This is a genomic window from Bacillus sp. NEB1478 (assembly GCF_031582965.1).
Taxonomy (GTDB): Bacteria; Bacillota; Bacilli; order Bacillales; family Fictibacillaceae; genus Fictibacillus.
Genome location: NZ_CP134049.1, coordinates 1,917,263 through 1,941,470 on the forward strand (window position 1 = coordinate 1,917,263; position 24,208 = coordinate 1,941,470).

Below are 24,208 nucleotides of genomic sequence, written 5' to 3' on the forward strand. Positions count from 1 at the left end.
CCTCTTATTTATTGATTTAAAGCATCGTAATCTTCTTTTGATGCAGGTCTAATTAAATTTGTAACGCCTGTTGCTTCAAGTGCTCTAGCAATTCCGAAAGCTAGTATCCCAGAAAACACAATTGTACCTATATATCTAAAAGCGACGTATAACGTTAAATTCCATGTTGATAGATCTCCAATATATCCCTTGTAATAATCCATAAACAATGACCCTGTGCAAGAACTCAAACCTGCTATAGACACTGTCATCAGGTCATAACGTTTATACCGGAACGCCATAAAGATTAATTCTGCACACAATCCTTGAATAACTCCGTATAAAAGTACCTCTAATCCAAATTCTGAGCCCATTAAAAACTCACCTGAGGAGGCAGCAATTTCAGCTAAGAGTGCGACACCTGGTTTTCTTATAATGAGAAAGGCAACTGTAGCAGCAATGAACCACATGCCATAAATAAATTGATCTACATGCAGACCAATTGGTTTTACTGCATAATAAAGCGGCCCCCAAAGTTTATAAACGATTCCAAAACCGATTGAAATAACAATAGTCACAAGTATATCTGTAAGTTTTAATCCTTTAGACATTTTATCTTTCTCCTTTAACAACTAAGTTTTCTTTTAGGGGATCGAATGACCATTGTTCCATCTTATAAGCCATTTCCCAAAACAAATATTCATATTGGCAGCTCAGCAAGAAATGAGTTTCCATTTTATTTCTTTCTGACTCGCTCGCTTTTTCAGCCAAATGATCTAATCGATTAATTTGTTCATGAACTAACTCTGCGAACCATTCATCGCCATATGTTGAAATCCATTCTTGAAAAATGGGTTCATTTGGCGTTGATCCTTTATATTTCTCTCCAATTTCGTGGTAGATCCAGTAACAAGGCAGTATGGCAGCGATTATTTCACCTAATGTACCAGATTCACCGACACGGTAGAGATGTGAGGTGTAATTGTAAGCAGTTGGAGCGGGTTGGAAATTTGTCAGTTCCTCATCTGTAATTTGAAGTTGTTTAATAAACTTTTCATGAAGTGCTAGTTCTGCTTCGCTTGTACCTAAAGCATGTGCCGCCATTCTTGATGTTGTGTAAAGATCTTCTGCCCTTGATCCAGCTAATGCTTGAACTTTTGCAAAGTGGGAAAGATAATATGAATCTTGCAAAATATAGAATTTAAAACAATCGAGTGATAATTCACCACTACCTATCCCTTTAACAAACGGATGATGAAGATTGGCTTCCCAAATATGTTCCGCTTTTTGGCGTAAACTTTCAGTAAATGTTTGCATGATTGTCCTCCTTGAGATTAAGTCAGCAACTAATTTTAGCCAATAAAAAAACCACTATCTTTTAATAAAGAAAGTGGGTGTTTGAAAACTCATCTTTTAAATATTAGTTTCCGTAACACCACTTCCCTACGCTGGTATCATCCAGATCAGGTTCTAAGAGTCTCGAAGTCGCACTTCGATCTCAGCCTTATAAGGCACCCCTAGTGGTTAGTTCAATATTTAGTTAACTGTTTCTTGCTCTCTATAATAACAGGGCAGTAATGATTGTCAAATATTTTGTGATCAATCGCATATCCAGAGTATGTGAAACAAAAAATATGAAATTTTTTTGTTAATTTGTTTAATTATGCCTCTTCAAAAGTAAAATTACATTACCGGTTATCTTCTAGGAAAGTAGTGTCTGTATTGAAAAAAAATCATTGGTTTATGAAGCTGCTCACCTATTCTATTAGAATAACATTAAGTATACTCATTCTTATAGGATTTGGGATGTTAACGATTACTCTTTATCATTTCTTTAATGACGTGCCTGTAAATCGATTTTATAAAGGAATTGATAAAAATGTTGGAACAATTGCCGAAATTGTCAGCATTGGCGCTGCTTTACTCTGGTTATTTCGAAAAGTATGGCTGGAATTAAAAAAGAGAAACGTAATATTTGTTGAATATGTACAGATGGTATTTCTTACGTTGAAGTACTTTCATATTTATTTTGGATTAACCGTTTTAATATTAGCTTTCGCTCACGGTTTATTTTTCTTATTATATCCTGTTAGAGAGTCAATACGAATATATTCAGGTATTGCTGTATTTAGTTCATTCATAATATTAGATTTACTAGGTTGGCGTCATCAGAGGAGTATAAAAACGAAGAATGCGTTAAAAACGAAAAAAATTCATGTTGCTTTTGCTATTATTTTTGGGATTCTCTTACTGATTCATATTAATCTATAAGGCTGTTTAGGTAAACTTTGTTGCTGAGTATTGTAATACCCTTCTTTGACAAATTTGTTGGCGCATAAGGTACGAGACTACGGCTAAAAGGAGGGTGCCAACTACATGAGAATCCTCCTCACAAGGCATGAGACGTTGCTTGACCCAAAAAACAATCTTATAAAAAGTAACTATATAAAAAAACACAGCCACTCTAGTTCGAGTCGCTGTGTTTTTTTAAAATTATTTGCTCATAACCTCTGTTAATACAGGGATAATTTGTTTTTTACGTGATACAACACCCTTTAATATAGCTGTGTTGTTTTCGAGTTTTACATCATAAGCGTTTTCAACCGCTTCAGATCTTTTACCAAGTGCTAATGCAGTTGAATCGTTTGTAAGGATATCAGTTACTACAAACATAAACAGGTCTAGACCCTTCTCATCAATAACTTTAGAAATAGATGTTTCCAAATCAGCTTGGTGCTTTAGTACATCACTAGCATCTACTGTGTTTACTTGAGCAACCTCTACTTTACTAGAGCCAATATTGAATTCCTTAGCATCAAGAGAAATGAGCTCTTCTACTGTTTTGTTACTAAGGTCTGCACCAGCTTTTAGCATTTCTAAACCATATGCTTCTGCATCAACACCAGCGATTTCAGCAAGCTCGTGCGCAGCATCTACATCTTCTTGTGTACAAGTTGGTGATTTAAATAAAAGAGAGTCAGAAATAATCGCTGATAGCATAAGACCTGCGATATTTTTCTCTACTTTTACCCCTTTTTCTTTATAAATCTTGTTTAAAATCGTTGCTGTACAGCCAACTGGCTCTGCACGATAGTATAAAGGATCGCTTGTTTCAAAGTTTGCAATACGGTGATGATCAATTACTTCAAGTACTTGAACTTTGTCAATATCACTTGCACTTTGCTGACGTTCGTTGTGGTCGACCAAAATAACAGCTTTCGTTTCATTTGAAACCGTCTCTACTAGGCGGGGCAGATCAGCTTTGAAGTAATCAAGTGCGTACTTTGTTTCACCGTTGATCTCACCTAAACGAACAGGTTCCGCATTTTGACCTATTTTTGTTTTCAAATCTGCGTATACAATCGCAGAAGTAATTGTGTCAGTATCAGGGTTCTTGTGTCCAAAAATGAGTACTTTTTCCATGCTTCTACTCCTTATAAATAAAATAGATATTATTTGCCATTGCCTATTTTATCATAAATAGAAGGCTTTTGGCGTTTGGAGATTATTTTAGCATGGATAAAAGATTTATGGCAAAACCGAAGCTCCTATTAAATACTTATCAACTTCACGCGCACACTCACGACCTTCTTGGATTGCCCATACAATTAAGCTTTGTCCGCGTCTAGAATCACCAGCTGCAAATACACCATCTAAATTCGTCTTGTAATCTCCATGCTTTGCTTTTACTTTATTATTGTTTGTTTCTACTCCAAATTGCTTTAGCACTGGCTGCTCAGTTCCTTCAAAACCAATGGCAATAAATACGAGATCTGCTGGCCATACTTGTTCAGTACCTTCTATTTCTTCAAATACAATATTACCGTTTTCGTCAGAAGTCCGTTTCATTTGAATCGTATGAAGTTCTTTTAGCTTTCCTTCTGAATCAGAAACGATTTTTTTCGTTTGAACAGAATATTCTCTTGGATCATGACCGAATTGAGCTGTGGCTTCCTCGTAAGCGTAATCCATTGTGAAAATATTGGGCTGTTCTGGCCACATATTTTCTGTACCTCTAGCGTTAGGCAACTTGGGATGTTTGCCAAATTGAACAATACTTTTACACTTTTGGCGCAGTGCTGTAGCTACACAGTCTGCTCCAGTATCCCCGCCGCCTATTACTATGACGTTTTTGCCTTTTGCATCAATTATTGGTTCTTTAACTTCAATTCCTAATAATCGTTTAGTGGATTGCGTTAAATACTTCATCGCAAAATGTACACCTTTAGCATCTCTGCCTTCGAGTTCTAAATCTCTTTGTTTTTGCGCACCTGTGCAAAGGATAACAGCGTCAAACTGTTCTTTTAGTTCATCGGCCAAAACATCTTTTCCGATTTCGGTATTTAAAATAAAATCAATACCTTCTTGTCTTAAGAGTGTAATCCGGCGCTTTACTATATCTTTATCAAGTTTCATGTTTGGAATACCGTAAGTCAGTAATCCTCCAGCACGGTTATCTCTTTCATAAACGGTAACAGAATGTCCTGCTTGATTTAGCTGATCTGCAGCTGCAAGTCCTGCTGGACCTGAGCCAATGATAGCAATTTTCTTTCCTGAACGTTTTGATGGAATTCTAGGTTGAATCCATCCATTTTCAAAGCCTTTATCAATAATGGCACGTTCAATGTTTTTAATGGTAACAGCCGGTCCAGCCAGTTCTACTGTACATGAACCTTCACAAGGAGCCGGACATACTCTTCCTGTAAACTCAGGGAAATTATTTGTTTTTAAAAGGCGATCTAAAGCTTCCTTCCACTTTCCTCGGTAAACCAGATCGTTCCATTCAGGGATAAGGTTATTAATGGGGCAACCAGCTGCCGCCCCATTTATCTCAATACCAATATGGCAAAATGGTGTTCCGCAATCCATGCATCTTGCACTTTGTCTTTTTAATGTATCTTCTGGCTGTTGTTCGGAATATTCCTTCCAATCTTTGAGCCTTTTGAGTGGAGACCTTTCTTTTGTCTCTTCTCGGGGATATTCTAGAAAACCAGTTGGTTTACCCATCCTCATCTCTCCTTTCGTGTTTGTTTACTTTAAAATCAATTTAGTTGGTCCAGGAATTCCGGATTGTTTCTTGGCTGCTGATTTGGCTGTAAAAGCATTCATAACTGCCTCTTGTTCAGTTAATCCCGCTTGTTTTTCATCATCGATTTTCTTAATCATCTCTTTATAATCTTTCGGAATGACTTTAATAAAGTGTGATTGAGCAGTTTTCCAGTTTTCTAAAATAGCAGCTGCTTTTTGACTTTGTGTATAAGCATAATGGTTTTGAATAAGCAGCTTAAGAGATTCTGATTCGTCCAGATCATTCAATCTCTCAAATTCAATGCCTTCCTTATTGCAAAGTCTTTTAAATAAGAGAGGTTGATGTGTGTAAACATAAGCGATTCCTCCGCTCATCCCTGCAGCAAAGTTCTTACCTGTATCTCCTAATACAACAACACGGCCGCCTGTCATATATTCACAGCCATGATCTCCGATTCCTTCGACGACAATATCAGCACCGCTGTTTCTAACTGCAAATCTTTCACCGGCAAGTCCGTTAATATATGCTTCACCGCTCGTTGCACCATAGAAAGCAACATTGCCGATGATCACATTGTCATCTGCTAAATAATCACTTGTTTTTGGTGGAGCAACGATCATCTTCCCGCCTGAAAGTCCTTTACCGAAATAGTCATTGCTATCTCCGTTTAAATATAAGCTCATACCGCGTGGTACAAATGCACCGAAGCTTTGACCAGCTGAACCGTTAAATGTAAGAGTAACTGTATCTTCTGGCAGTCCCTCTTCACCATATCGTTTCGTGATTTCACTACCAGCAATCGTTCCTGCAACACGGTTTGTATTTTTAATAGGAAGATTCAATGACACAGGCTTTTTCTCTTCTAATGCCGTACTTAAAATTGGTAGGATCTCTTTAATATCTAAAGATTGTTCGATTTTGTGATCTTGTTTCGTCTGGCATGTTCTAACACCCTGAGCTTGATAAAGCAGCTTAGTTAGATCCAAGTGTTTCGCCTTCCAATGGTTCTTTGCACGTTCGCCAACCGTTAACACATCAGTACGGCCTACCATTTCTTCGACTGTTCTAAAGCCAAGTAATGCCATGATTTCACGAATTTCTTCGGCTACAAATTTCATATAATTCACAACGTGATCAGGGTCACCCATAAACTTCTTTCTCAACTCAGGGTTTTGAGTGGCAACACCTACCGGACAAGTATCTAAATGACATGCACGCATCATTACACAGCCTAATACAACAAGCGGGGCAGTTGCGAATCCGTATTCTTCAGCACCTAAGAGGGCTGCAAGAACTACGTCTTTACCAGTCATTAGTTTTCCATCAGTTTCCAGCGTTACACGTTCTCTAAGACCATTTAGCATCAGTGTTTGATGTGTTTCAGCAAGACCCAGCTCCCACGGAAGCCCAGTATGCTTAATACTTGTTTTTGGAGATGCACCAGTTCCTCCATCATAGCCGCTGATTACAATAACATCTGCTGCACCTTTTGCCACACCAGCTGCAATTGTACCAACACCTGATTTTGAAACGAGTTTTACACTGATTCTTGCTTCACGGTTAGCGTTTTTAAGATCGTGTATAAGTTGAGCGATATCTTCAATTGAATAAATATCATGATGCGGAGGAGGCGAAATAAGTCCTACTCCCGGAGTCGAACCTCGAACATCTGCAACCCATGGATACACCTTATTTCCAGGGAGCTGTCCGCCTTCACCAGGTTTCGCACCTTGAGCCATCTTAATCTGAAGTTCATCTGCGTTCACAAGATAATGACTCTTAACACCGAATCTTCCAGACGCAACTTGTTTAATAGCGCTTCGTCGATTATTGCCTTTCTCGTCAGGAATAAATCGATTAGGATCTTCTCCACCTTCACCGCTGTTGCTTTTTCCGCCTAATCGGTTCATTGCAATTGCAAGTGACTCGTGAGCTTCTTGGCTTAATGATCCGAATGACATAGCCCCTGTCTTAAATCGTTTAACGATCTCTTCAACAGGTTCGACTTCCTCAAGTGGTATGCTTTTCACATCAGATTTGAACGAAAACAAATTTCTTAAAAACGTCGTACGTTCATCGTCAGCAAGTTTTGAAAATGTTTTAAATAGAGAATAATCATTTTTTCGGCAAGCCCACTGTAAAGTGTGTATTGTTTTTGGATTAAATGCATGATGCTCTCCAGTGCTTCTCCATTGAAAATCACTTCCTGATTCAAGTGTATCTTCAATTGTCTCTACAAAGCCTTGCTGATGTCTTAATTGTGCTTCTTTCTCAATTTCTTTAAGTGTAATTCCATTAATTTGAGAAGCGGTAGCTGGAAAATATCGATCGATAACTTCTTTGCCGATTCCGACTGCCTCAAAGATTTGAGCTCCACGGTAACTTTGGACCGTTGAAATTCCCATCTTAGACATCACTTTTACAATGCCGTCTGTAACACCTTTTTTATACTTGCTTATCGTTTCTTGAAGAGAAAGATTAATGTGGCCATCTTTAATTGCCTCTTCGTAAGTTTTGTAAGTTAAATAAGGATGAATAGCGTCAGCGCCATATCCAATTAAAGCCGCAAAGTGGTGAACTTCTCGTACTTCGCCTGATTCAACTATTAAGCTTACTTTTGTTCGCAAACCTTGTTGAACAAGGAAATGGTGCAGTGAACTTACTGCTAGTAAAACAGGAATTGGCGAGTTTGATTGGGTCATTTCACGATCAGATAAAATGAGTAATGAAGCTCCATCAAAAATTGCTTTTTCTGCTTCTTGATGAAAGGAAATAATCGTATTATCTAAATCTTCTGAAAAAAGAGTGTGTAAGATAGCTGTTTTAAAATCAGAAATATCGTTCTTTTTTATTTGATCGAATTCATTTGTTGTTAATACTGGTGAGTCCAATTGTATTCTGCGTGCGTTCTGTGGACCAGGGTGAAGCAGATTTCCCTCTGCACCTAATAATGTCATTGTTGAAGTAACAATTTTTTCCCGGATAGCATCAATCGGCGGATTTGTTACTTGAGCAAATAATTGTTTGAAATAGTTAAAAAGCGATTGTGGTCTGTCGGATAAAACGGCTAACGGTGTATCGTTCCCCATTGAACCAATCGGGTCTTTACCTTCTGTAATTACCGGAAGCAAATATTTATGAATATCTTCATACGTATATCCGAAGGCTTTTTGTCTTTTTCGGATCTCATCCAGGTGAATAGTTGACTCTTCTGCTTCATCATCTAAGTGGAGAAGCCCGTTTGTAAGCCAAGCGTCATAAGGATGTTCACCTGCCATTTCCGTTTTAATCTCATTGTCAGTAATGATGCGTCCTTCTTCTAAATCAATAAGGAGCATACGACCTGGACTCAAACGTTCTTTGTAAAGTACGTTTTCCTCAGCAACGTCTATTACACCTACTTCTGATGAAAAGATAATATAATCATCTTTCGTTACATAATATCTCGCAGGACGCAATCCGTTTCGATCCAAAATCGCCCCGATTTGTTTTCCGTTTGTAAATGATATAGCTGTCGGTCCATCCCATGGCTCCATTAAGCAGCTATGGAATTCGTAAAAAGCACGCCTATCTTGTTCTAAATGCGGGTTTTCACTCCATGGTTCAGGAATCATCATCATAGCTGTATGTGAAGGCTTTCTGCCCGCAAGTACTAGAAACTCAAATGCCTGGTCTAAAATGGACGAGTCACTTCCGTCAGCATCTAAGATTGGCAGCAGCTTGTCGATATCATCTCCAAATGCTTCAGAAACAAATTGTTTTTCACGTGCTTTCATCCAATTCATATTTCCTTGAAGGGTGTTAATCTCACCATTATGGATGAGATAACGGTTTGGATGTGCGCGTTCCCAAGTCGGGAACGTGTTTGTGCTAAAACGGGAATGCACTAAAGCGAATGGGGACACAAAATCCTCATCTTGCAAGTCCAGATAAAATGCATCTACTTGTTCTGGCGTAAGGAGCCCTTTATAGACAATGGTTTGAGAAGATAGACTTGCAAAATAAGTTTGAAGTCCATTCTTTCGCGCCCAATGTTCTGCTTGTTTACGGATAACGAACAATTTACGTTCAAAAACAAGTTCGTCTGTAATAGAGTCATTACATGCTATGAAAACTTGTTTGACAACTGGACAGGTTTTTTGAGCTTTTTCACCGATCGATTCTGTTGCAACGGGAACGGTTCTCCATTCAATTAATGTCTGTCCTTCTTGTTGAATAAAATAATTAATTTGCTTTTCGAGTGTTTGTTGTGCCTCTTTGTCTTTTGGAAAGAAGATCATGCCCACTCCATAACGTCCTTTTGCAGGAAGTTGTTTTTTTAATACTTTATTAAAAAAACGGTGGGGTAATTTTGTCATTAAGCCAGCACCATCACCTGTTAATGGATCACTTCCTTGTCCTCCGCGGTGATCTAGCTGGCATAGCATATGAAGTCCTTGTTTTACTATTTGATGGGTAGCATGCCCTTTTAGATGAGCGTATAGACCAATACCACAAGCATCATGTTCGAATTGTGGCTGGTATAGTCCCTGTGGCTTTGGTAAATGACTGAATGTCATCGGTTACTCCCCCTTCACGTTTTAAACTTAATGTTCAAAACTTTCTTTCATTTAGTTTAGGTTTTATAATTAATCTAAACAATATATAATTTAGATTAAAATAATCTCGAATTGAGAATGATTAATAAAAGTAAAGGTGTTGACGATGAAATGGAGATTCGACAATTACAATATTTTATCGAAGTAGCAGAACGTGAACATGTATCTGAAGCAGCACTTGCCCTTCATGTCGCTCAATCAGCTGTAAGCCGACAAATTGCGAATTTAGAAACAGAGTTGGGTGTAGACCTTTTTGAACGAGAAGGGAGAAACATCAAGCTCTCTCCTGTAGGAAAATTATTCTTACAACATGCAAAATCCGCTATTAAAGCGATAGACCATGCAAAAAAGCAGATTGAAGAATACTTAGACCCTGAAAGAGGTACAATTAAAATCGGCTTTCCAACTAGCCTTGCAGGTCAACTGCTTCCAACTGTTGTTTCAGCCTTTAAAAGAGAGCATCCCCATATTGCTTTCCATTTAAGACAAGGTTCTTATCATTTTTTAACAGAAAGCGTTAAGAATGGTGATATTGATCTTGCGTTTCTTGGTCCAGTACCCAAAAATGACCCTGACTTAGAGGGGAATATTTTATTTACAGAAAAAATTTCAGCATTGTTACCCGATCAGCACCCATTATCAGATAAAAAAAGATTATTATTGAACGATTTAAGAAATGATGATTTTGTCCTGTTCCCCGAAGGATATATCTTACGAGAAGTAGTAGTGAATGCATGTAAGGAATCAGGCTTTTTACCTAAGATCGCTTGTGAAGGAGAGGATTTAGATGCGATCAAAGGGCTAGTTACTGCAGGTATGGGTGTAACACTTTTACCCGATAGTTCCATAAGTGAAACTAAACCGCGTTTTACCGTCAAAGTCCCTATTGAAATTCCGGATGTTAGAAGGACGGTTGGATTGATAACTCCCAGGGGGCGTGAATTAGCACCTGCTGAACAAGTTTTTTTTGAATTCGTAATTCACTTCTTTTCAGTGCTAGAACAATACAAATAAATTTATGAAGCAATGAGCACTGTTAAAATGATGGTGTTGAAAATCCTTGGAATTTAAACAACGGTGTTTAATAGAGACGAGTATTAAAAAAAGCTAACTTCTAAAGCCGAATTCGGCCTTAGAAGTTAGCTTAATTTTTTTAAGTTATTCAAGTGTCTTGTTTTTCGTTTGATTCACGCGCTGTTCCTGTGTATCTTGATTGGTTTTTTCATAATCCTCTGTGTCCTGCCCCATACCTTTTAAAAATTGAAGCAGCAAAGTGATCGATTTATTGATTTCTGGATCTTTCAGGGACCGTACTATGTCTAAATAACCTGTTTTTTCCTCAGTATCTTTATGTTCTGCAATGCGGGCAATACCGGAATTGAATTTTAATAAAAACGGCTCTAATTGTTTTACATTGATCATGCCTAATGAACCTGATAACAATAGGAGGTTTTTAAGCGTATTTGTGTTTTCTGGTTTATCCATTGCTTTAATGGCAATTTCCAACACTTTGTCACCCTGACCAAATAACCCGTTAAGCAATGAAAGGATTCCTTTATCTTGCATGTGGTTCATGATTTCAAGGGTTTGCAAAATTGCGTCTTTATTTTTTATTAAAGCATTTTCTACTTCTAGCAAATCATTTTTTCGCTTTTGTTCCTCTGTCACAGGTATTTTATGAACGTTCTTAATCGCTTTAGCCATGTTGGTTTCGCTCCTTCTTCACAACATCTCCAGGGAAGATATAGTCTTTGCGAGCCCATTTTTTATCCACTTCTACCCCAATTTGCGGTTGCGGATTCCCATATCTGAAGTTTATTTTTGGAAGAGGGTTAACCCCTTCTACCTGCAGGATTTCAAGCTTCGCGCTCGTTTCCTTATATGCAGGTGTATCCGTATCTTTATCAGAGTGGCTACTTGTCAGTAAATTAATCGAAGCTTCTCCGCTGTCGTTCATTGGCAGGTAAACTTCTTTCCCTTTAACTCTGTCAGTTATCAAACAGTGAACTTTTACACTTCCATAAGGAGAAGATAAGCGTACGAGCGTTCCATCTTTAATTCCCCTCTCATCAGCGAGAACTCTCGAAATCTCCAGAAAGGTATTTGGTGTCTTAGATGTAATTCCCTCAGACTTATAGGTCATATTTCCTTCATGAAAGTGTTCTAACAGCCTTCCATTGTTCACATGGATATCGTACTCTTCACCAAATTCCTTCGGCTCAGTCCAATCGACTGGAAATAATTTCGCTTTTCGATCGTCAAATGGAAATCCTTTTGTGAAGAGAACGGGTGTATCCGTTCCATCTGGAGCCACTGGCCATTGAAGACTGTTATATCCTTCTAATCTTTCATAAGAAACACCGGCGAATAATGGTGCTAATTGTGCAGCTTCAGCCATTATGTCACTTGGATGTGTGTAATTCCATCCAGCACCCAAACGGTTCGCTATTTCTTGAATGATTTTCCAGTCAGGTTTTGAATCGCCAAGAGGTTCAAGTACCTGATACAGCCTTTGGATTCGTCGTTCAGTGTTCGTAAATGTCCCTTCTTTTTCAAGACTTGGACTTGCAGGCAGCACCACATCGGCAAATTCAGCTGTTCTCGTTAAAAACAAATCTTGTACAACAAAAAAATCTAGTTTTTCGTATGCAGCATGGACGTGGTTAATGTTCGAATCTACAATCCCCATGTCTTCTCCTTTTAAATACATGGCTTTCACATTTCCATCCATAATTCCTTGAACCATTTCATGATTGTTTAGACCCGGTTCCTCAGGAATTTTTACACCCCATGCTTGTTCGTATTTTGCTCTTACTTTTTCATCTGCTACTTTTTCATAAGAAGGCAAACGGTCAGGCATGCTTCCAAAATCACTTGCGCCTTGAACGTTATTATGACCTCGAAGCGGATAAGAACCAACGCCTGGACGACCATAGTTCCCTGTTACAAGCAATAGATTTGAAATTGCCGTGCTTGTATCACTGCCGCCCATATGCTGTGTGACACCCATAGCCCAAAGAATACATACACTTTTTGATTTAGAAATTGTTTCAGCAATATGAATCATAGATTCTTGAGAAAGACCAGTTGTCGCTTCTGCATACTCAAGCGTGAATTTTTCAAGATTTTGTGTGAATTCTTTTAAACCATTTACATGTTTACTTAAAAATTCATGGTCTGCCCATCCTTTATCCAGGATATATTTTGTAACTGCAGACAGCCATACCAAATCAGAACCTGCCCGGGGCTGTATAAAGAGATCTGCACGATCTGCCATTTCATGCTTGCGCAGGTCTGCTACGATTAGCTTTTGATTGTGCAATTTGTGAGAGCGTTTAATTCGTGTTGCCAAAACCGGATGAGATTCAGAAGTGTTAGAACCTATGACAATAATAAGTTCTGACTTCTCGATATCCTTAATGGATCCTGAATCTCCACCGTGCCCAACGGTTCTAAACAGCCCCATAGTGGCTGGTGTTTGACAATAACGAGAGCAGTTATCAATATTATTTGTACCAATAACAGCTCGAGCTAACTTTTGCATCAAATAGGATTCTTCATTCGTACATTTTGATGAACTGATAAATGTTAAAGCTTGTGATCCATATTGAGTTTTTATTTCGGTAAACTTAGCAGCGATCAGATTTAAGGCTTCATCCCAAGAAGCTTCCCTAAATGAATTTCCTTCACGTATTAATGGTTTTGTTAATCGTTCTTCACTATTAACATAATCCCAACCAAATTTTCCTTTTATACATGTGGAAATTCCATTAGCAGGTGCATCAATTGTGGGTTCAATTTTTAATATTTTTCTTTCCTTTGTCCATACGTCAAAACTGCATCCTACCCCACAAAATGTGCATACAGTTTTCGTCTTTTTAATGCGTTGTTCACGCATCGCTGATTCCATATCCGAAATTGCCAAGATTGATCCGTATCCTGTCTCTACACCCTTTGTAATTTCAATCATTGGACGCAGTGTTTCTCTGTTGATTCCAGTCATATATCCTGCTTCGCCCTCCATACCTTTTTCCATCATGGCATTACAAGGACAAACAGTAGAACAGTGTCCGCATGAAACACAAGATGATTCATTGATAGGAACGTCTTTGTCCCAAATTACACGTGGCCTTTCTCGCTCCCAATCAATTGACAAGGTTTCAGTCACTTGAACATCCTGACAGGCTTCTACACAGCGACCGCACAATATACACTGATCAGGGTCATACCTGTAAAAGGGGTTTGAACGATCCACTTCATATGGTTTGTGATCAAACGGAATACTTTGATGATTAATTTTCATCTCTTTTACGGTGTTATGTACTTCGCAGGTGCCATTGTTATAATCGCAAACCGTACAATAGAGTTCATGGTTAAAAAGTATCCTGTCCATCCCAATCACTTGAGCTTCTATTACTTCATCTGAACAGGTATCAACTTCATCGCCTTCTTTTAACTTTGTTGAACATGCCCTAACAAATTCACCGTTTATTTTTACAATACATGTGTCGCAAGTTTCAATAGGTCCTAGACTTGGATGATAGCAAACGTGGGGTACCTGTGTTGCCGTATTAGATAGAAGATTTAAAATGGTTTGCTTATCTTTTGCTTTTACTTCTGAGCCATTAATTTTTACAAAATAAGGTTCTGACAATTCTTTCACCCTTTCAAACTGTTATAAATATACAAATAATTCAGTCATTAATTTTTCGTTCCCTTATCGTTTTCTCCCTAAACAATTCATCATAATCATGACAAAACAAAAAACGCTCGTAATGAGCGTTTATATTAATTATTCTAAATCTATTTCGATTAGATCATAAGATGTGACAATTCCTAGTGGTTTTTCATTTTCACTGCCATTTAATGTAATAATGATCGCTTCGAGTTTTTTGCCATCTTTATGGAAGTTTTCGAAAATTTCTTCTGCTTTAAAAATACTGGATGTTTTAGATATAAAAGCAACTAGCTGCTTTTCTTCTCTGTTGGCGATATCAGAAATTTTTGCGTTATTTAAATCAATAACTTGATCGGCAAGACGGTCAGTAAGCCAATTTAAAATGTATGTAGCTGTTAATAACCATAGATATTCTCCTTTTTCATTGTAAACTGGAAACCGCGAATATGAGGTTTCGCGAATACAGCTCAGTACATCTGCTAGACAGTCATTTTCTTTAAAATGATGAACATTTTTGGTTGCAATATTAAGTGCGATCTCAGGTTTCATAAAATAACCTGCAACTTTCTCTATTCTTTCTACGATATCTAAATGTGGCTCAGCGATGTAAAAATCATGATCTACTTTTTCATGTACAATTGCATTTCTGAGTTTGGCGAATTGACAAAGCTCATTATAGAACGAACGAATGAGGGAATGTTTTTTCATACCATTTTCTACCAATTGCTTAAATCTATCATCACAAGTATCTTTGACTTTTTCAATTAAACATTTATGAATTTGATTGAATGCAATTTCAAACCTGTCGGATAAAGAATTTTCACTTTTTGTCTTCATCTTGGCTACAACCATTTTTCTATCTCTCCTTATTATTTGAGCTACCCTCTTACTACCCTTAAATAATAAGAACATAAACGTAAATAAAAAAACCTGCTCTAATACGAACAGGTTTTACATTCTAGTTCTTTATAAAATTATAGCAAACAAAGGATTCCGTTTTCTGAAAACCCTCTTGTTCGTAGAGTTTAGCAGCTTGATCATTATCGGCATTTACACACAAAAATCCTTTTTCTAAGCCTTTTTCTTTCCCATAAGCCAAACAAGTTCTTAACAGTTGACGGCCAAGACCTTTACCTTGGTACTTTGGAATTATCGCTAAAGTATTTACAGTAGCATAATGACTTCCGTTGAAAAAATCTTTACCTGTTCGAACGACGCCGATTGGTTCACATTTGTGATAAAGAAGAAATATCCCATCTTCTAAGTAATCATCCCAATTTTGCATTTGTGCAGCTGTTTTAGGTGACATTGGAGTGAAACCGATAAGCTGTTTAAATCCTTCATTCCTCACTTTGCAAAAAATAGATTCATCTCTTCCGAATCTAAAGGTTTTTAAGGAATAATCTTCAGGAAAGATTGGAGGCAATAAAGTTAAATCGTCTCTTTCTAAGACAAATACATACCTTTCGATTTCAAAGCCGATAATTTTATAAGATTCATGTAATTTAATATGTTCTTCTTTTACAAATGCATAAATATAATCGCCAGCTTGAAGGTTGTTCATTATTTTATCTAATAAATGCTGATATATTTTTTGTTCGGATTTTTCACAAAAAAAGATGCGGAATCGAGCTTTTTTAGTAATTATATAGTCATGATCCAGAATTAATGAAACCGCACCAATAATCAGATTATCAGAATCCCTGATCACATATGCTGCTTCTTTCTCTGGACAGAACAACTCGAGTTCCTTGTCACTGAGATAAGAATCATCTAAATGGTTACGATGTTTTTTACAAAACAAAAGAAAATCCTTTTTGGTTGAGTCTGTTATCAGTTCGGTTTTCATGTACATTCCCCCAGTTAATTAACAAATCAGCAGCATATTTTATAATCAAATTGAGATCATTATCATTTTATAGAAGCCTCCTTGTTAATAACCTAAAGTTATTATAATGAATATTTTGAAAAAACAACACAAAAAAAGATGTGTTATTCATCACATCTTCTTTCTTTAATAACCTTTCCATTCAATTTTTCCACATTTATTATCTAAGTCTAATTCAATATCGAAATCGTGTTTTTCATAAAAATGAACGAGTCTATCTACATGATCCCAGTCCCGCTTTGCAATATCACCTTTAATGACTGGAACGTTATTATCTGCAGCAGTTTCTTTCAAGTATTGCATACAAATGGAACCATATCCTTTGTTTGATGGACCTTTAATATCTCCTATGTGAAGAGTGCGGTCATCTTTATAAATAGCATCAATTGAAAAATCCCATCCATCATATCTTGATTCACAGTCGTTCAGCATGATTTTGCATTGATCTAATTCTTCTGTTTTATAAACGATGACAAGATTATCTTCTTTTGTTTGGTCTACGCCAATCACATCGAAGTCTTTTGCGATTTGTTTCATGTCATTTTGCATTCTCAATAATTGAAAATCAAGTTCATTCCGATCGAGTTTCTGATCATCTTCTTTTTCAAGACCAAGTAATAGCAACGATCCCATCCCCCTTAAAACAAATTACTGAATCACACAGTTTTCCATTTTACTAAAGGGAAATGAAGATATCAAATGAAACTTTTTACCAATTTTTATAATGTGATAATATGGAATGATGTTTGCCTTTCCGTTAAGTAATGCATTTTATCACCCTTAAAACAAACCGATTCTTCCAAGTAAATAGGGATATCTTGCTGCCATTCAGATATATACGTACGAATGTTAAACTCTAAAGCATAACAAGTATTATTTTGAATAGTTAATTCCCCTTTAACTGGGACTTCTTCTTGTTTATCGTATAAACCAATAATTGGTCCGGCAGCGTGACAATGGGATCCTATAGGATGAGAGTAAAGCATCGCCTTAATTCCTTTATCTTCAGCTTTTTTCATCACATTTTTGAATAATTGATTTCCGCTCATTCCTGTTTTGCAAGTTTCAAAAAATAAATCTTCAAAGTCATTCCCAATTTGCAGCGCTTTATTTAAGCCTTCTGGTATATCGGTTTCATTTGGTTGTAAAACATATGCTAATTGCTGCGTATCTGTACATAAACCTAAGTATTCTATACCAAAATCCAAGTGAACGATATCCCCAGGAAGAATAGTACCTGTTATACGGTCAGCTTCTGCGTGTTTTCTTTGAATATCAACTGTGGGATAAAAAGAAGTTTTTAAGCCAAGATCTAACACTTTCTGCCTAATCCAGCTCACAACATCGTTTGTAGTTGTAACATGTGGTTTGATTACTTCTTTTGAAAGAGTCATTTTTACAATAGATTGAGTGATATTCGCCAAATCTTTGTACTTATCGAGTTCTGATTCTGTTCTAAGCTGTAGCCAGTCGAGTGCAATCGATTCTGATGAGATTATTTTCTTTGCATGAACACGACCGATCGTATTTAAAAGTGTTTCATAAAAAGAATGACTTAAACCATCACAAAATGCATAATGAGAAGATTTATTGACGGCAATGTTATCGGGAGAATAGGAATCCATTATTTCACGCAGCGCTTCGAACGCGCTCTCTCCAGTTTTGATTGGAAAACATGTATAAAATGGTTCAAATTCTTTATTGGGATGAATAACAAAGCGGTTAATTTCTCCTTTCTTATCCTTAACAAATACAAAAATCGTTAATCTTCTTGAACTGTCGATGGCCGAAGGGAAAAATGTTAGTCCAATGGGATCTTCATTATATTCTCTGCCTATTGTAATCCACATATCTAGCCCGTGTTTTTGCATTAATGAAGGCAGCAATAATTGCAGTCTGTTCAAAAGCCATTGATCCTTGAGTTTGTCTCTTTCTGCAAGTGTCAGTATGGTGATATGGTTAATGGTTTCTACTTTCATAAGTAACACTTCCTCTGTTTCACATTTTCTAATTTAACTTTTCTATTTTATACTTCCAAACTCCTTCATGGTCTTGATTGATCTTCAAAAGCATATGAATAGGAGGACAACGTGTACAAGGAGATGCATCATGAAACTATTCTTTCGTGGAGTTTTATTACTCGCAGCTGCTGCACTTATTGGTGAAAGTTTGGAACTATTAGTAAATATAATTCTTGCTAAACAGCTTGGAGAACATGGATTGGGACACTATATGTCGATCTTTCCAACGGTAATATTGATCATTATTATAGCTAGCCTGGAGTTGCCTATTTCCATTTCAAAATTTATTGCGGAAAAGGACGAAAAACTGCATTATAGTATGTTAAAACACGCAACAGCTTTAACGGTTATCATCACTATAGCAATGGTTGCAATCGCGATAATAGTGCTTCCTTTTGTTTCTGTTTTTAACAGTTACCATCCCTTGGTAAGATGGTTAATGGTAGCTCTCATTCCTATGATATCTTTCACATCTATTGCACGAGGGTATTTTATGGGAAAGCAGCAAATGGGGAAACTGGCTATTTCAAACCTTTTTCGAAAATTTGCTCAACTAATCTTATTAACAGCAATTTATCAGCTATTTTCATTTGATAAAGAGACAGCAATCTTAATTGCGTTAGCAACTTTCGTTGGAAGTGAATTTATAGTTCTTGTCTATTTGTTTACTGCTTATTGGCTTCAGTATGGAAAGATGAAATCTAAGACGAACCAAATGATGAGCAGCCGAGTAGTCACTAAAAGCTTAATGGCGGTTACCGTACCAACAACCGGACTTCGTCTTTTCCACGCTGTTACAAATGCGGTTCAGCCATTCCTTATCAAATATGCTCTATCAGCTACAGGTTTGTCTGATGTAGCGGCTACTGAACAATTTGGATTATTAGCAGGTGTAGCAATTGCGATTGGTTTTTTTCCAGCATTTATTGCACATTCACTACTTGTTGTATTAATTCCAACTGTCTCGGAAGCTACTGCTAAAAAAGACGTTGAAAAATTAAAGATACTGCTTAGGAGAGTCATGTGGATTACGGCTGCTTATGGATTCCCTGTTGTTATTTTTTTTCTTTTATTTTCTGAAAAGTTAACAATACTTTTCTTTCATTCTTCATCTGCAGCTACTTATTTGGAATTACTTTGGCCGAGCTTTTTATTTACCTTCTTTTTAATCCCGTTGCAAGCTTATTTAATTGGTCTTGGTTTAATTAACACTGCGTTTATTCAATCGGTTTGGTCGACGTTAATTTCATTCAGTCTCATGTATTTTTTAGGCTCACGTCCATCATTTGGTATGCACGGCATTATTATTGGAATGAATGCGGGATCTGTTTTATTGATGCTGCTCCATTATTTATCTGTATGTAAAGCGATTGGAATTACAACCTGGCTGGGGCCCAAAAATGAATTTCATTATTAAAAAACTGGCTTAGCATGTTTGCTTGGCCAGTTTCGTTTGTTTTATGAATTTATTTGCTGTCTTTGAGCGAGAATTGCACGAAAATTAAAACGCTGATGTTTGTCATTTTTTATAAACATCCATTGTTCTGGCACTCTGGATTGTAGAAAACGAAGCTGATTCTCATTCAAAGTAAGCTGTACACTTGACTCATCCATCGAAAAATCCTGATTTTCAACAAAGGAAAATTTTGTTCGTATTAAATTCACCAATCCCCTGATGGTTATAAATTTATAGGTATATCCTTCATGAATGGCTTCAATTATTGATTCCCAATGATCTTCAGCATACTGAAACAAATACAACCAGCTCGTTTCTGCCTTCTCGATATGTTTTAATGCTTGTAAATCATGGTTTCGTAACACTTCAATTAATTTGTCACCTTCAACGCCACCGGCCATCGCTGATTCCAAATGCAGACCTGCAGGCATAGATAATTTTATCAATTAAATTCCCCCATTCTTAAATCAAATCTATTCATGATATTTATATATGATGTTAGGAATGTGACGTTTTCGTTGTTCTCCAAATAATAAAAATTATGAACAATACGACTACGGAAAAACTTTTTTTATTTAATTGCTAAAAGCTTGGGTTCCAATTTCGGCTTCGCGTTTAAATAAACGACTATAGACACCATTCTCTGATTCCAGAAGCATGTCATGATTACCTTCTTCGATCATTTTTCCGTTTTCAATAACAACAATTCGATTTGCAGCAAGGACAGTAGAAAGTCTATGTGAAATGATAAAGACGGTTTGTTTTGACTTTCTGTTACTAATAGCTTGATTCACTTGCACTTCAGTGATGGGATCGAGTGCAGAACTAGCTTCGTCCAGCACTAAAATAGATGCATCTTTTACAAGTGCTCTTGCAAGTGATAACCTTTGCTTTTGACCACCAGATAATAAGCTTCCCCTCTCCCCTACTGAGGTGTTTAATCCATCGGGCAAGGATTGAATGAATTCACCTAATCCGCTGTCAAAAACGGCACTTAACAGTTCTTCATCAGTAGCCTCAGGTTTAGCGATCCTTAAATTATCAGCAAGAGTACCATTCCTAAGCTGTACATCTTGTGAAACGATTGCGATTTGAGAGCGGAGCCAACCGGCATCAATTGTGGAAATATCAACACCGTCTAAATGTATCGAACCACAGTCTGGCTCATAAAAACGCAGCAGCAAGTCTACTATTGTGGACTTTCCAGATCCGCTAGGTCCAACAAGAGCAATCGCTTCTCCAGATTTTACGGAAAAAGACAAACCTTTTAAGACTTTTTCATCTTTTTCGGGATAACCAAATGAAACGTTTTTTAATTCGATTGAACCATCAAGTTCAGGCAAGATAATTCCTTTTTCTGTTTCAGCTTGTGATGTCTTTTCGCTTAATAAAAGTTCAGAGCGATCAAGAGCAGGACCAGTTCTTCTTACGGAAAGCCAGTTTCGAAGCATTCTTTGCATTTCATTTGCAGCTATCGCTACAAGTCCTGCTGCAGTAAGCATCTCACCCGTTGATAATTTGTTGTTCCAGATTAGATAGGCACTAAGACCATAAACTACAGCTAATGCAAGACCGTTATAGCTTCCAATAACTACGATTGATTGCATACGTGCTTTTAATTCATAACGAGATTCTTTTATAAAAGATCTGCGTATTTCTGCTACGCTTTCAACTTCTCCATCGGATACACCGAGGACACGTGAGAGATGAATTCCAGTTACAGATTCGCGTAATCTTTCTAAATAACGGGAAGCTTCTTTTCTGGCATTCGCTGAAGCTTGCCGTGTTCTTTGTCCAACTGCATTTGATGTTAAGTAGAATATGATCCCTAAAACAACACTCGTAATCATGAGATAAGGATGAATCCACAAAAGTACAAAACTATAAAGAACGACCCCTTGAACGGAAGCCATAAATGTTGAGCCTTCCCATGCAAGGAAATTATGCAGCGTGTCTGGATCATCAGATACCCTGGCCATCATTTCACCAGATTGATTGTTTTGGTAAAACGAAAATGGAAGTAACTGAAGATGTTTAAATAACCGCAATTTCTGCCAGTTCGTAACGGTTTTTGCCACTTGATGGCAAAAGTATTCATCAATTACCATCAGTATTAAATCCGCAACTGCAGCAAATATGAGCAGCCACATCAGACCCCATAATAGTTTGTTAGATTCGTCAGGTAAGATTGTATCAATAAGCCAGCCCATTGCAAGTGTAGGAATAAGGGCTGAAAACACTTGGCTGATTGCTATTACGAACGCATCTGCGAAAACCCAGTTCTTATGAGGTTTTAAAAAGGCAAGAACGCGTCTGCCGTCACGGTTTTTTTGCTTTACAGCAGCTTGGTTCATATCGCTCTCTCCTTTTCTAATTCACTGTACTGTGCCATATAAAGCTGATAATACTGACCTTTTAATGCTAATAATTCATCATGAGTACCTTCTTCTGCCACAACACCTTTATCCAGAAGCAAAATTTTGTCTGCATCTCTGACAGTTACGAGGCGATGTGCAATCGTAATCGTTGTTCTTCCAGGAATTAGTGTTTCTAATGCAGATTGAACTCTCTCTTCTGTTTCGCCATCAAGTGATGACGTGGCTTCATCAAAAATTAAAAGTGCAGGATGGCGAAGAATTGCACGAGCCAACGCAACCCGCTGACGTTGTCCGCCAGATAGTTTCAAACCTCTTTCACCAACAATGGTTTCATAACCTTCAGGAAGATCCTTAATGAAATCTGTTAACCCAGCTGCTTCGCAAGCCTGCTCTAATTCTACTTGTGATGCATCTTTTCTTCCATATAATAGATTCATACGAAGTGTGTTGTTTAACAAGAATGTTTCTTGAGATACAACACCAACCTGCTGTCTAAAAGAGTTTCTGTTGTATGCAAATAAGTTTTGGTTATCAATTTCAATGCTTCCTTTTTCAGGTTCGTATAAGCCTAATAGCAGCTGAATAAGTGTAGACTTACCTCCCCCGCTTGTGCCAACGATCCCGATATGCTGGCCAGCGTGCATATTTAAGGAAACTCCTTTTAAAACATATTCTTCTTTATCAGGGTATCGGAACCAGAGATCCTCAACTTTAATATCGCCGCGAATATTCCCCATTTTAGGGAGATCTTCCTCATGTTCTATTGGTAGATCAAAATATTCATAAATTCGCTGAAGAGCTGGAATAGCTTGTTGAATGACAAGCGCATTTTCGGCTAAAGATCGAATTGGGAAAAACATAGTTGGAATAAAACCTAGACAAGCAACTAGCGTACCTACTGAGATCGTATTGTTCCAGACAGCAAGACCTCCGACTACCATGACCACTCCCGGAGTAGCGATATTAAATAAGTTGCCAAGCCGCCAGTTCACCTTTCCGATTAAAGCTGCACGAATGGAATAATTCTTCCAAGCTGTAAGTTTTTTATCTTGTGTATGTACTTCGCGCTCTTGTGTTTGGAAAGTACGAACGAGTCTTGCAGATTCAATGCTTTCCTGCAGATGGTGATAAATATCTGCATTCATATCACGCTGAACAGCACTCATTTTTCTCATTGTGTGGCCTAATTTAAAAGACGGATAAAGATAAATGGCAAATACAGCAAACATGACGATTGCAACTGGCCAATATAGAGCAAATACCGCAATAAAGGCAGCAACAGCACTCACTACTTGCTGAACAAAACGCGGCACAACCGTGTTGTTTAAGTTTTGAACTGCTTCAACATCGTGAGTGAGCCGGTAAAGCATATCTCCACGAGGTGTTGTCGTAAAGAATGACATTGGTGTTTTGTGTAAGCGTCCAAATGCTCTTAATTGCATATCTGTAATAACATCGAGTCCGATTTGGACTTGAATAAATTCTTGCAGAGCTTCAAATACAATTTTAAATAGAAATGCAAAAAATACACCCGCAACCAACCAGCCGATCATTTCAGTCATTTTATTGGGAAGAATATCGTCAACTAGTTTACCTGCAAGTATTGGCGGTATTACGGTGAATACTCCACCGATCAACGAACATCCAAATGCTAGCAGAAGCCCCCTCCAATAAGGTTTAAAATGCTTAAGCGTCACTGATAACAGCTTCATATTTAGTTCCCCCTCTCGCTCCAAGCACTTTATTTTATACTATTTTCACAAAATTTTCATTATTTTTACTTGTTATTTTTTCACAAATTAAGGGATAAATTGAGAGGTGGGGTCTGACCCCTGACAATTTATTTCCCTCGATATTATTTAGGATTAGTTCAGGCACTTTTACTCGGTTTATGTATTGGATTTTTCTTGTTTTAGATTAAGGGTTATTTCATATGATTATATTTCCTTTGGTTTTCGGGTGATGATTTAGAAATGGGATGTCACATGAGCTCGAGAATAAATTTTTCATTAAATATCGTTGTATTTGTATAAATGCATGGTAATCTCTTCTTTTTATTAGTAAGCTTGGGGTTTTTATGAGTTCCAGCTGTAAAAGATTATTTAAATTTCAAGTATTAAGTCTAATTTGAAATAATTAAGTCTCTTTTGATTAAATTAAGTCTCTTTTGATTAAATTAAG

The 24,208-nt window shown here is 37.2% G+C and carries 17 protein-coding genes and 1 riboswitch; of the genes, 3 read left to right on the forward strand and 14 right to left on the reverse strand.

What is annotated here, in order from left to right:
* Positions 1-8: 8 nt before the first annotated feature.
* Positions 9-590 carry an ECF transporter S component gene (locus RGB74_RS09470; protein WP_310762740.1) on the reverse strand — a complete coding sequence of 194 codons (582 nt, stop codon included), beginning with the start codon at positions 588-590 and terminating at the stop codon, positions 9-11.
* Between the two features lies 1 nt (position 591).
* The gene (gene tenA, locus RGB74_RS09475; RefSeq protein ID WP_310762741.1) at positions 592-1,296 is read right to left on the reverse strand and encodes a thiaminase II; all 705 of its coding nucleotides are present in this window, start codon (positions 1,294-1,296) and stop codon (positions 592-594) included.
* A gap of 106 nt (positions 1,297-1,402) precedes the next feature.
* Positions 1,403-1,508, reverse strand: a riboswitch (TPP riboswitch).
* Positions 1,509-1,785: 277 nt separating this feature from the next.
* Here tenA and RGB74_RS09480 point away from each other — a divergent pair.
* Positions 1,786-2,250, forward strand: a complete 465-nt coding sequence (locus RGB74_RS09480; RefSeq protein WP_310762742.1) for a hypothetical protein — start codon at positions 1,786-1,788, stop codon at positions 2,248-2,250.
* 222 nt (positions 2,251-2,472) lie between these two features.
* On the opposite strand, the gene RGB74_RS09485 is transcribed toward RGB74_RS09480, so the two are convergent.
* The 3 genes from RGB74_RS09485 to gltB form a co-directional block, all read right to left on the reverse strand.
* Entirely contained in the window at positions 2,473-3,402 is a 930-nt protein-coding gene (locus RGB74_RS09485; RefSeq protein WP_310762743.1) for a manganese-dependent inorganic pyrophosphatase, read from the reverse strand.
* A 105-nt stretch (positions 3,403-3,507) separates the two neighbouring features.
* Complete coding sequence (locus tag RGB74_RS09490) at positions 3,508-4,986, reverse strand: glutamate synthase subunit beta (protein WP_310762744.1); 1,479 nt, start codon at positions 4,984-4,986, stop codon at positions 3,508-3,510.
* 24 nt (positions 4,987-5,010) lie between these two features.
* Complete coding sequence (gene gltB, locus RGB74_RS09495; RefSeq protein WP_310762745.1) at positions 5,011-9,567, reverse strand: glutamate synthase large subunit; 4,557 nt, start codon at positions 9,565-9,567, stop codon at positions 5,011-5,013.
* Between the two features lie 150 nt (positions 9,568-9,717).
* On the opposite strand from gltB, the gene RGB74_RS09500 reads away from it, so the two are divergent.
* Positions 9,718-10,620, forward strand: coding sequence for a glutamate biosynthesis transcriptional regulator GltC (locus RGB74_RS09500; protein ID WP_310762746.1), 903 nt, complete (start codon positions 9,718-9,720; stop codon positions 10,618-10,620).
* 144 nt (positions 10,621-10,764) lie between these two features.
* Here the strand turns inward: RGB74_RS09500 and RGB74_RS09505 are convergent, their stop codons facing one another.
* From RGB74_RS09505 to RGB74_RS09530, 6 genes are all read right to left on the reverse strand, one after another.
* Positions 10,765-11,310, reverse strand: a complete 546-nt coding sequence (locus RGB74_RS09505; protein ID WP_310762747.1) for a helical membrane plugin domain-containing protein — start codon at positions 11,308-11,310, stop codon at positions 10,765-10,767.
* Positions 11,303-14,260 (reverse strand): formate dehydrogenase subunit alpha, encoded by a 2,958-nt coding sequence (fdhF, locus tag RGB74_RS09510; RefSeq protein ID WP_310762748.1) that lies wholly within the window; start codon positions 14,258-14,260, stop codon positions 11,303-11,305. The genes RGB74_RS09505 and fdhF overlap by 8 nt, the downstream gene beginning before the upstream one ends.
* A gap of 138 nt (positions 14,261-14,398) precedes the next feature.
* The gene (locus RGB74_RS09515; RefSeq protein WP_310762749.1) at positions 14,399-15,136 is read right to left on the reverse strand and encodes a CBS domain-containing protein; all 738 of its coding nucleotides are present in this window, start codon (positions 15,134-15,136) and stop codon (positions 14,399-14,401) included.
* A gap of 106 nt (positions 15,137-15,242) precedes the next feature.
* Positions 15,243-16,133 carry a GNAT family N-acetyltransferase gene (locus RGB74_RS09520; protein ID WP_310762750.1) on the reverse strand — a complete coding sequence of 297 codons (891 nt, stop codon included), beginning with the start codon at positions 16,131-16,133 and terminating at the stop codon, positions 15,243-15,245.
* Positions 16,134-16,298: 165 nt separating this feature from the next.
* On the reverse strand, positions 16,299-16,805 hold the full coding sequence (locus tag RGB74_RS09525; RefSeq protein WP_396136042.1) for a hypothetical protein: 507 nt from the start codon (positions 16,803-16,805) through the stop codon (positions 16,299-16,301).
* Between the two features lie 86 nt (positions 16,806-16,891).
* On the reverse strand, positions 16,892-18,151 hold the full coding sequence (locus RGB74_RS09530) for a M24 family metallopeptidase (RefSeq protein WP_310762752.1): 1,260 nt from the start codon (positions 18,149-18,151) through the stop codon (positions 16,892-16,894).
* A gap of 130 nt (positions 18,152-18,281) precedes the next feature.
* Between RGB74_RS09530 and RGB74_RS09535 the strand changes: the two genes are divergently transcribed.
* Complete coding sequence (locus RGB74_RS09535) at positions 18,282-19,610, forward strand: oligosaccharide flippase family protein (protein WP_310762753.1); 1,329 nt, start codon at positions 18,282-18,284, stop codon at positions 19,608-19,610.
* A gap of 41 nt (positions 19,611-19,651) precedes the next feature.
* Here RGB74_RS09535 and RGB74_RS09540 read toward each other — a convergent pair whose 3' ends face one another.
* The 3 genes from RGB74_RS09540 to RGB74_RS09550 form a co-directional block, all read right to left on the reverse strand.
* Positions 19,652-20,095: a hypothetical protein gene (locus RGB74_RS09540; RefSeq protein WP_310762754.1), complete on the reverse strand. Its 444-nt coding sequence runs from the start codon at positions 20,093-20,095 to the stop codon at positions 19,652-19,654.
* Between the two features lie 129 nt (positions 20,096-20,224).
* Positions 20,225-22,003: an ABC transporter ATP-binding protein gene (locus RGB74_RS09545; RefSeq protein ID WP_310762755.1), complete on the reverse strand. Its 1,779-nt coding sequence runs from the start codon at positions 22,001-22,003 to the stop codon at positions 20,225-20,227.
* Positions 22,000-23,739 carry an ABC transporter ATP-binding protein gene (locus RGB74_RS09550; protein WP_310762756.1) on the reverse strand — a complete coding sequence of 580 codons (1,740 nt, stop codon included), beginning with the start codon at positions 23,737-23,739 and terminating at the stop codon, positions 22,000-22,002. Before RGB74_RS09550 ends, RGB74_RS09545 begins: the two co-directional genes overlap by 4 nt.
* Positions 23,740-24,208: the final 469 nt, after the last annotated feature.

Bases quoted from the DNA above. Each gene is read 5' to 3' on its own strand.
- RGB74_RS09470 (WP_310762740.1), bottom strand. From the start codon at position 590: ATGTCTAAAGGATTAAAACTTACAGATATACTTGTGACTATTGTTATT.
- tenA (WP_310762741.1), bottom strand. From the start codon at position 1,296: ATGCAAACATTTACTGAAAGTTTACGCCAAAAAGCGGAACATATTTGG.
- RGB74_RS09480 (WP_310762742.1), top strand. From the start codon at position 1,786: ATGTTAACGATTACTCTTTATCATTTCTTTAATGACGTGCCTGTAAAT.
- RGB74_RS09485 (WP_310762743.1), bottom strand. From the start codon at position 3,402: ATGGAAAAAGTACTCATTTTTGGACACAAGAACCCTGATACTGACACA.
- RGB74_RS09490 (WP_310762744.1), bottom strand. From the start codon at position 4,986: ATGGGTAAACCAACTGGTTTTCTAGAATATCCCCGAGAAGAGACAAAA.
- gltB (WP_310762745.1), bottom strand. From the start codon at position 9,567: ATGACATTCAGTCATTTACCAAAGCCACAGGGACTATACCAGCCACAA.
- RGB74_RS09500 (WP_310762746.1), top strand. From the start codon at position 9,718: ATGGAGATTCGACAATTACAATATTTTATCGAAGTAGCAGAACGTGAA.
- RGB74_RS09505 (WP_310762747.1), bottom strand. From the start codon at position 11,310: ATGGCTAAAGCGATTAAGAACGTTCATAAAATACCTGTGACAGAGGAA.
- RGB74_RS09515 (WP_310762749.1), bottom strand. From the start codon at position 15,136: ATGGTTGTAGCCAAGATGAAGACAAAAAGTGAAAATTCTTTATCCGAC.
- RGB74_RS09520 (WP_310762750.1), bottom strand. From the start codon at position 16,133: ATGAAAACCGAACTGATAACAGACTCAACCAAAAAGGATTTTCTTTTG.
- RGB74_RS09525 (WP_396136042.1), bottom strand. From the start codon at position 16,805: ATGGGATCGTTGCTATTACTTGGTCTTGAAAAAGAAGATGATCAGAAA.
- RGB74_RS09530 (WP_310762752.1), bottom strand. From the start codon at position 18,151: ATGAAAGTAGAAACCATTAACCATATCACCATACTGACACTTGCAGAA.
- RGB74_RS09535 (WP_310762753.1), top strand. From the start codon at position 18,282: ATGAAACTATTCTTTCGTGGAGTTTTATTACTCGCAGCTGCTGCACTT.
- RGB74_RS09545 (WP_310762755.1), bottom strand. From the start codon at position 22,003: ATGAACCAAGCTGCTGTAAAGCAAAAAAACCGTGACGGCAGACGCGTT.
- RGB74_RS09550 (WP_310762756.1), bottom strand. From the start codon at position 23,739: ATGAAGCTGTTATCAGTGACGCTTAAGCATTTTAAACCTTATTGGAGG.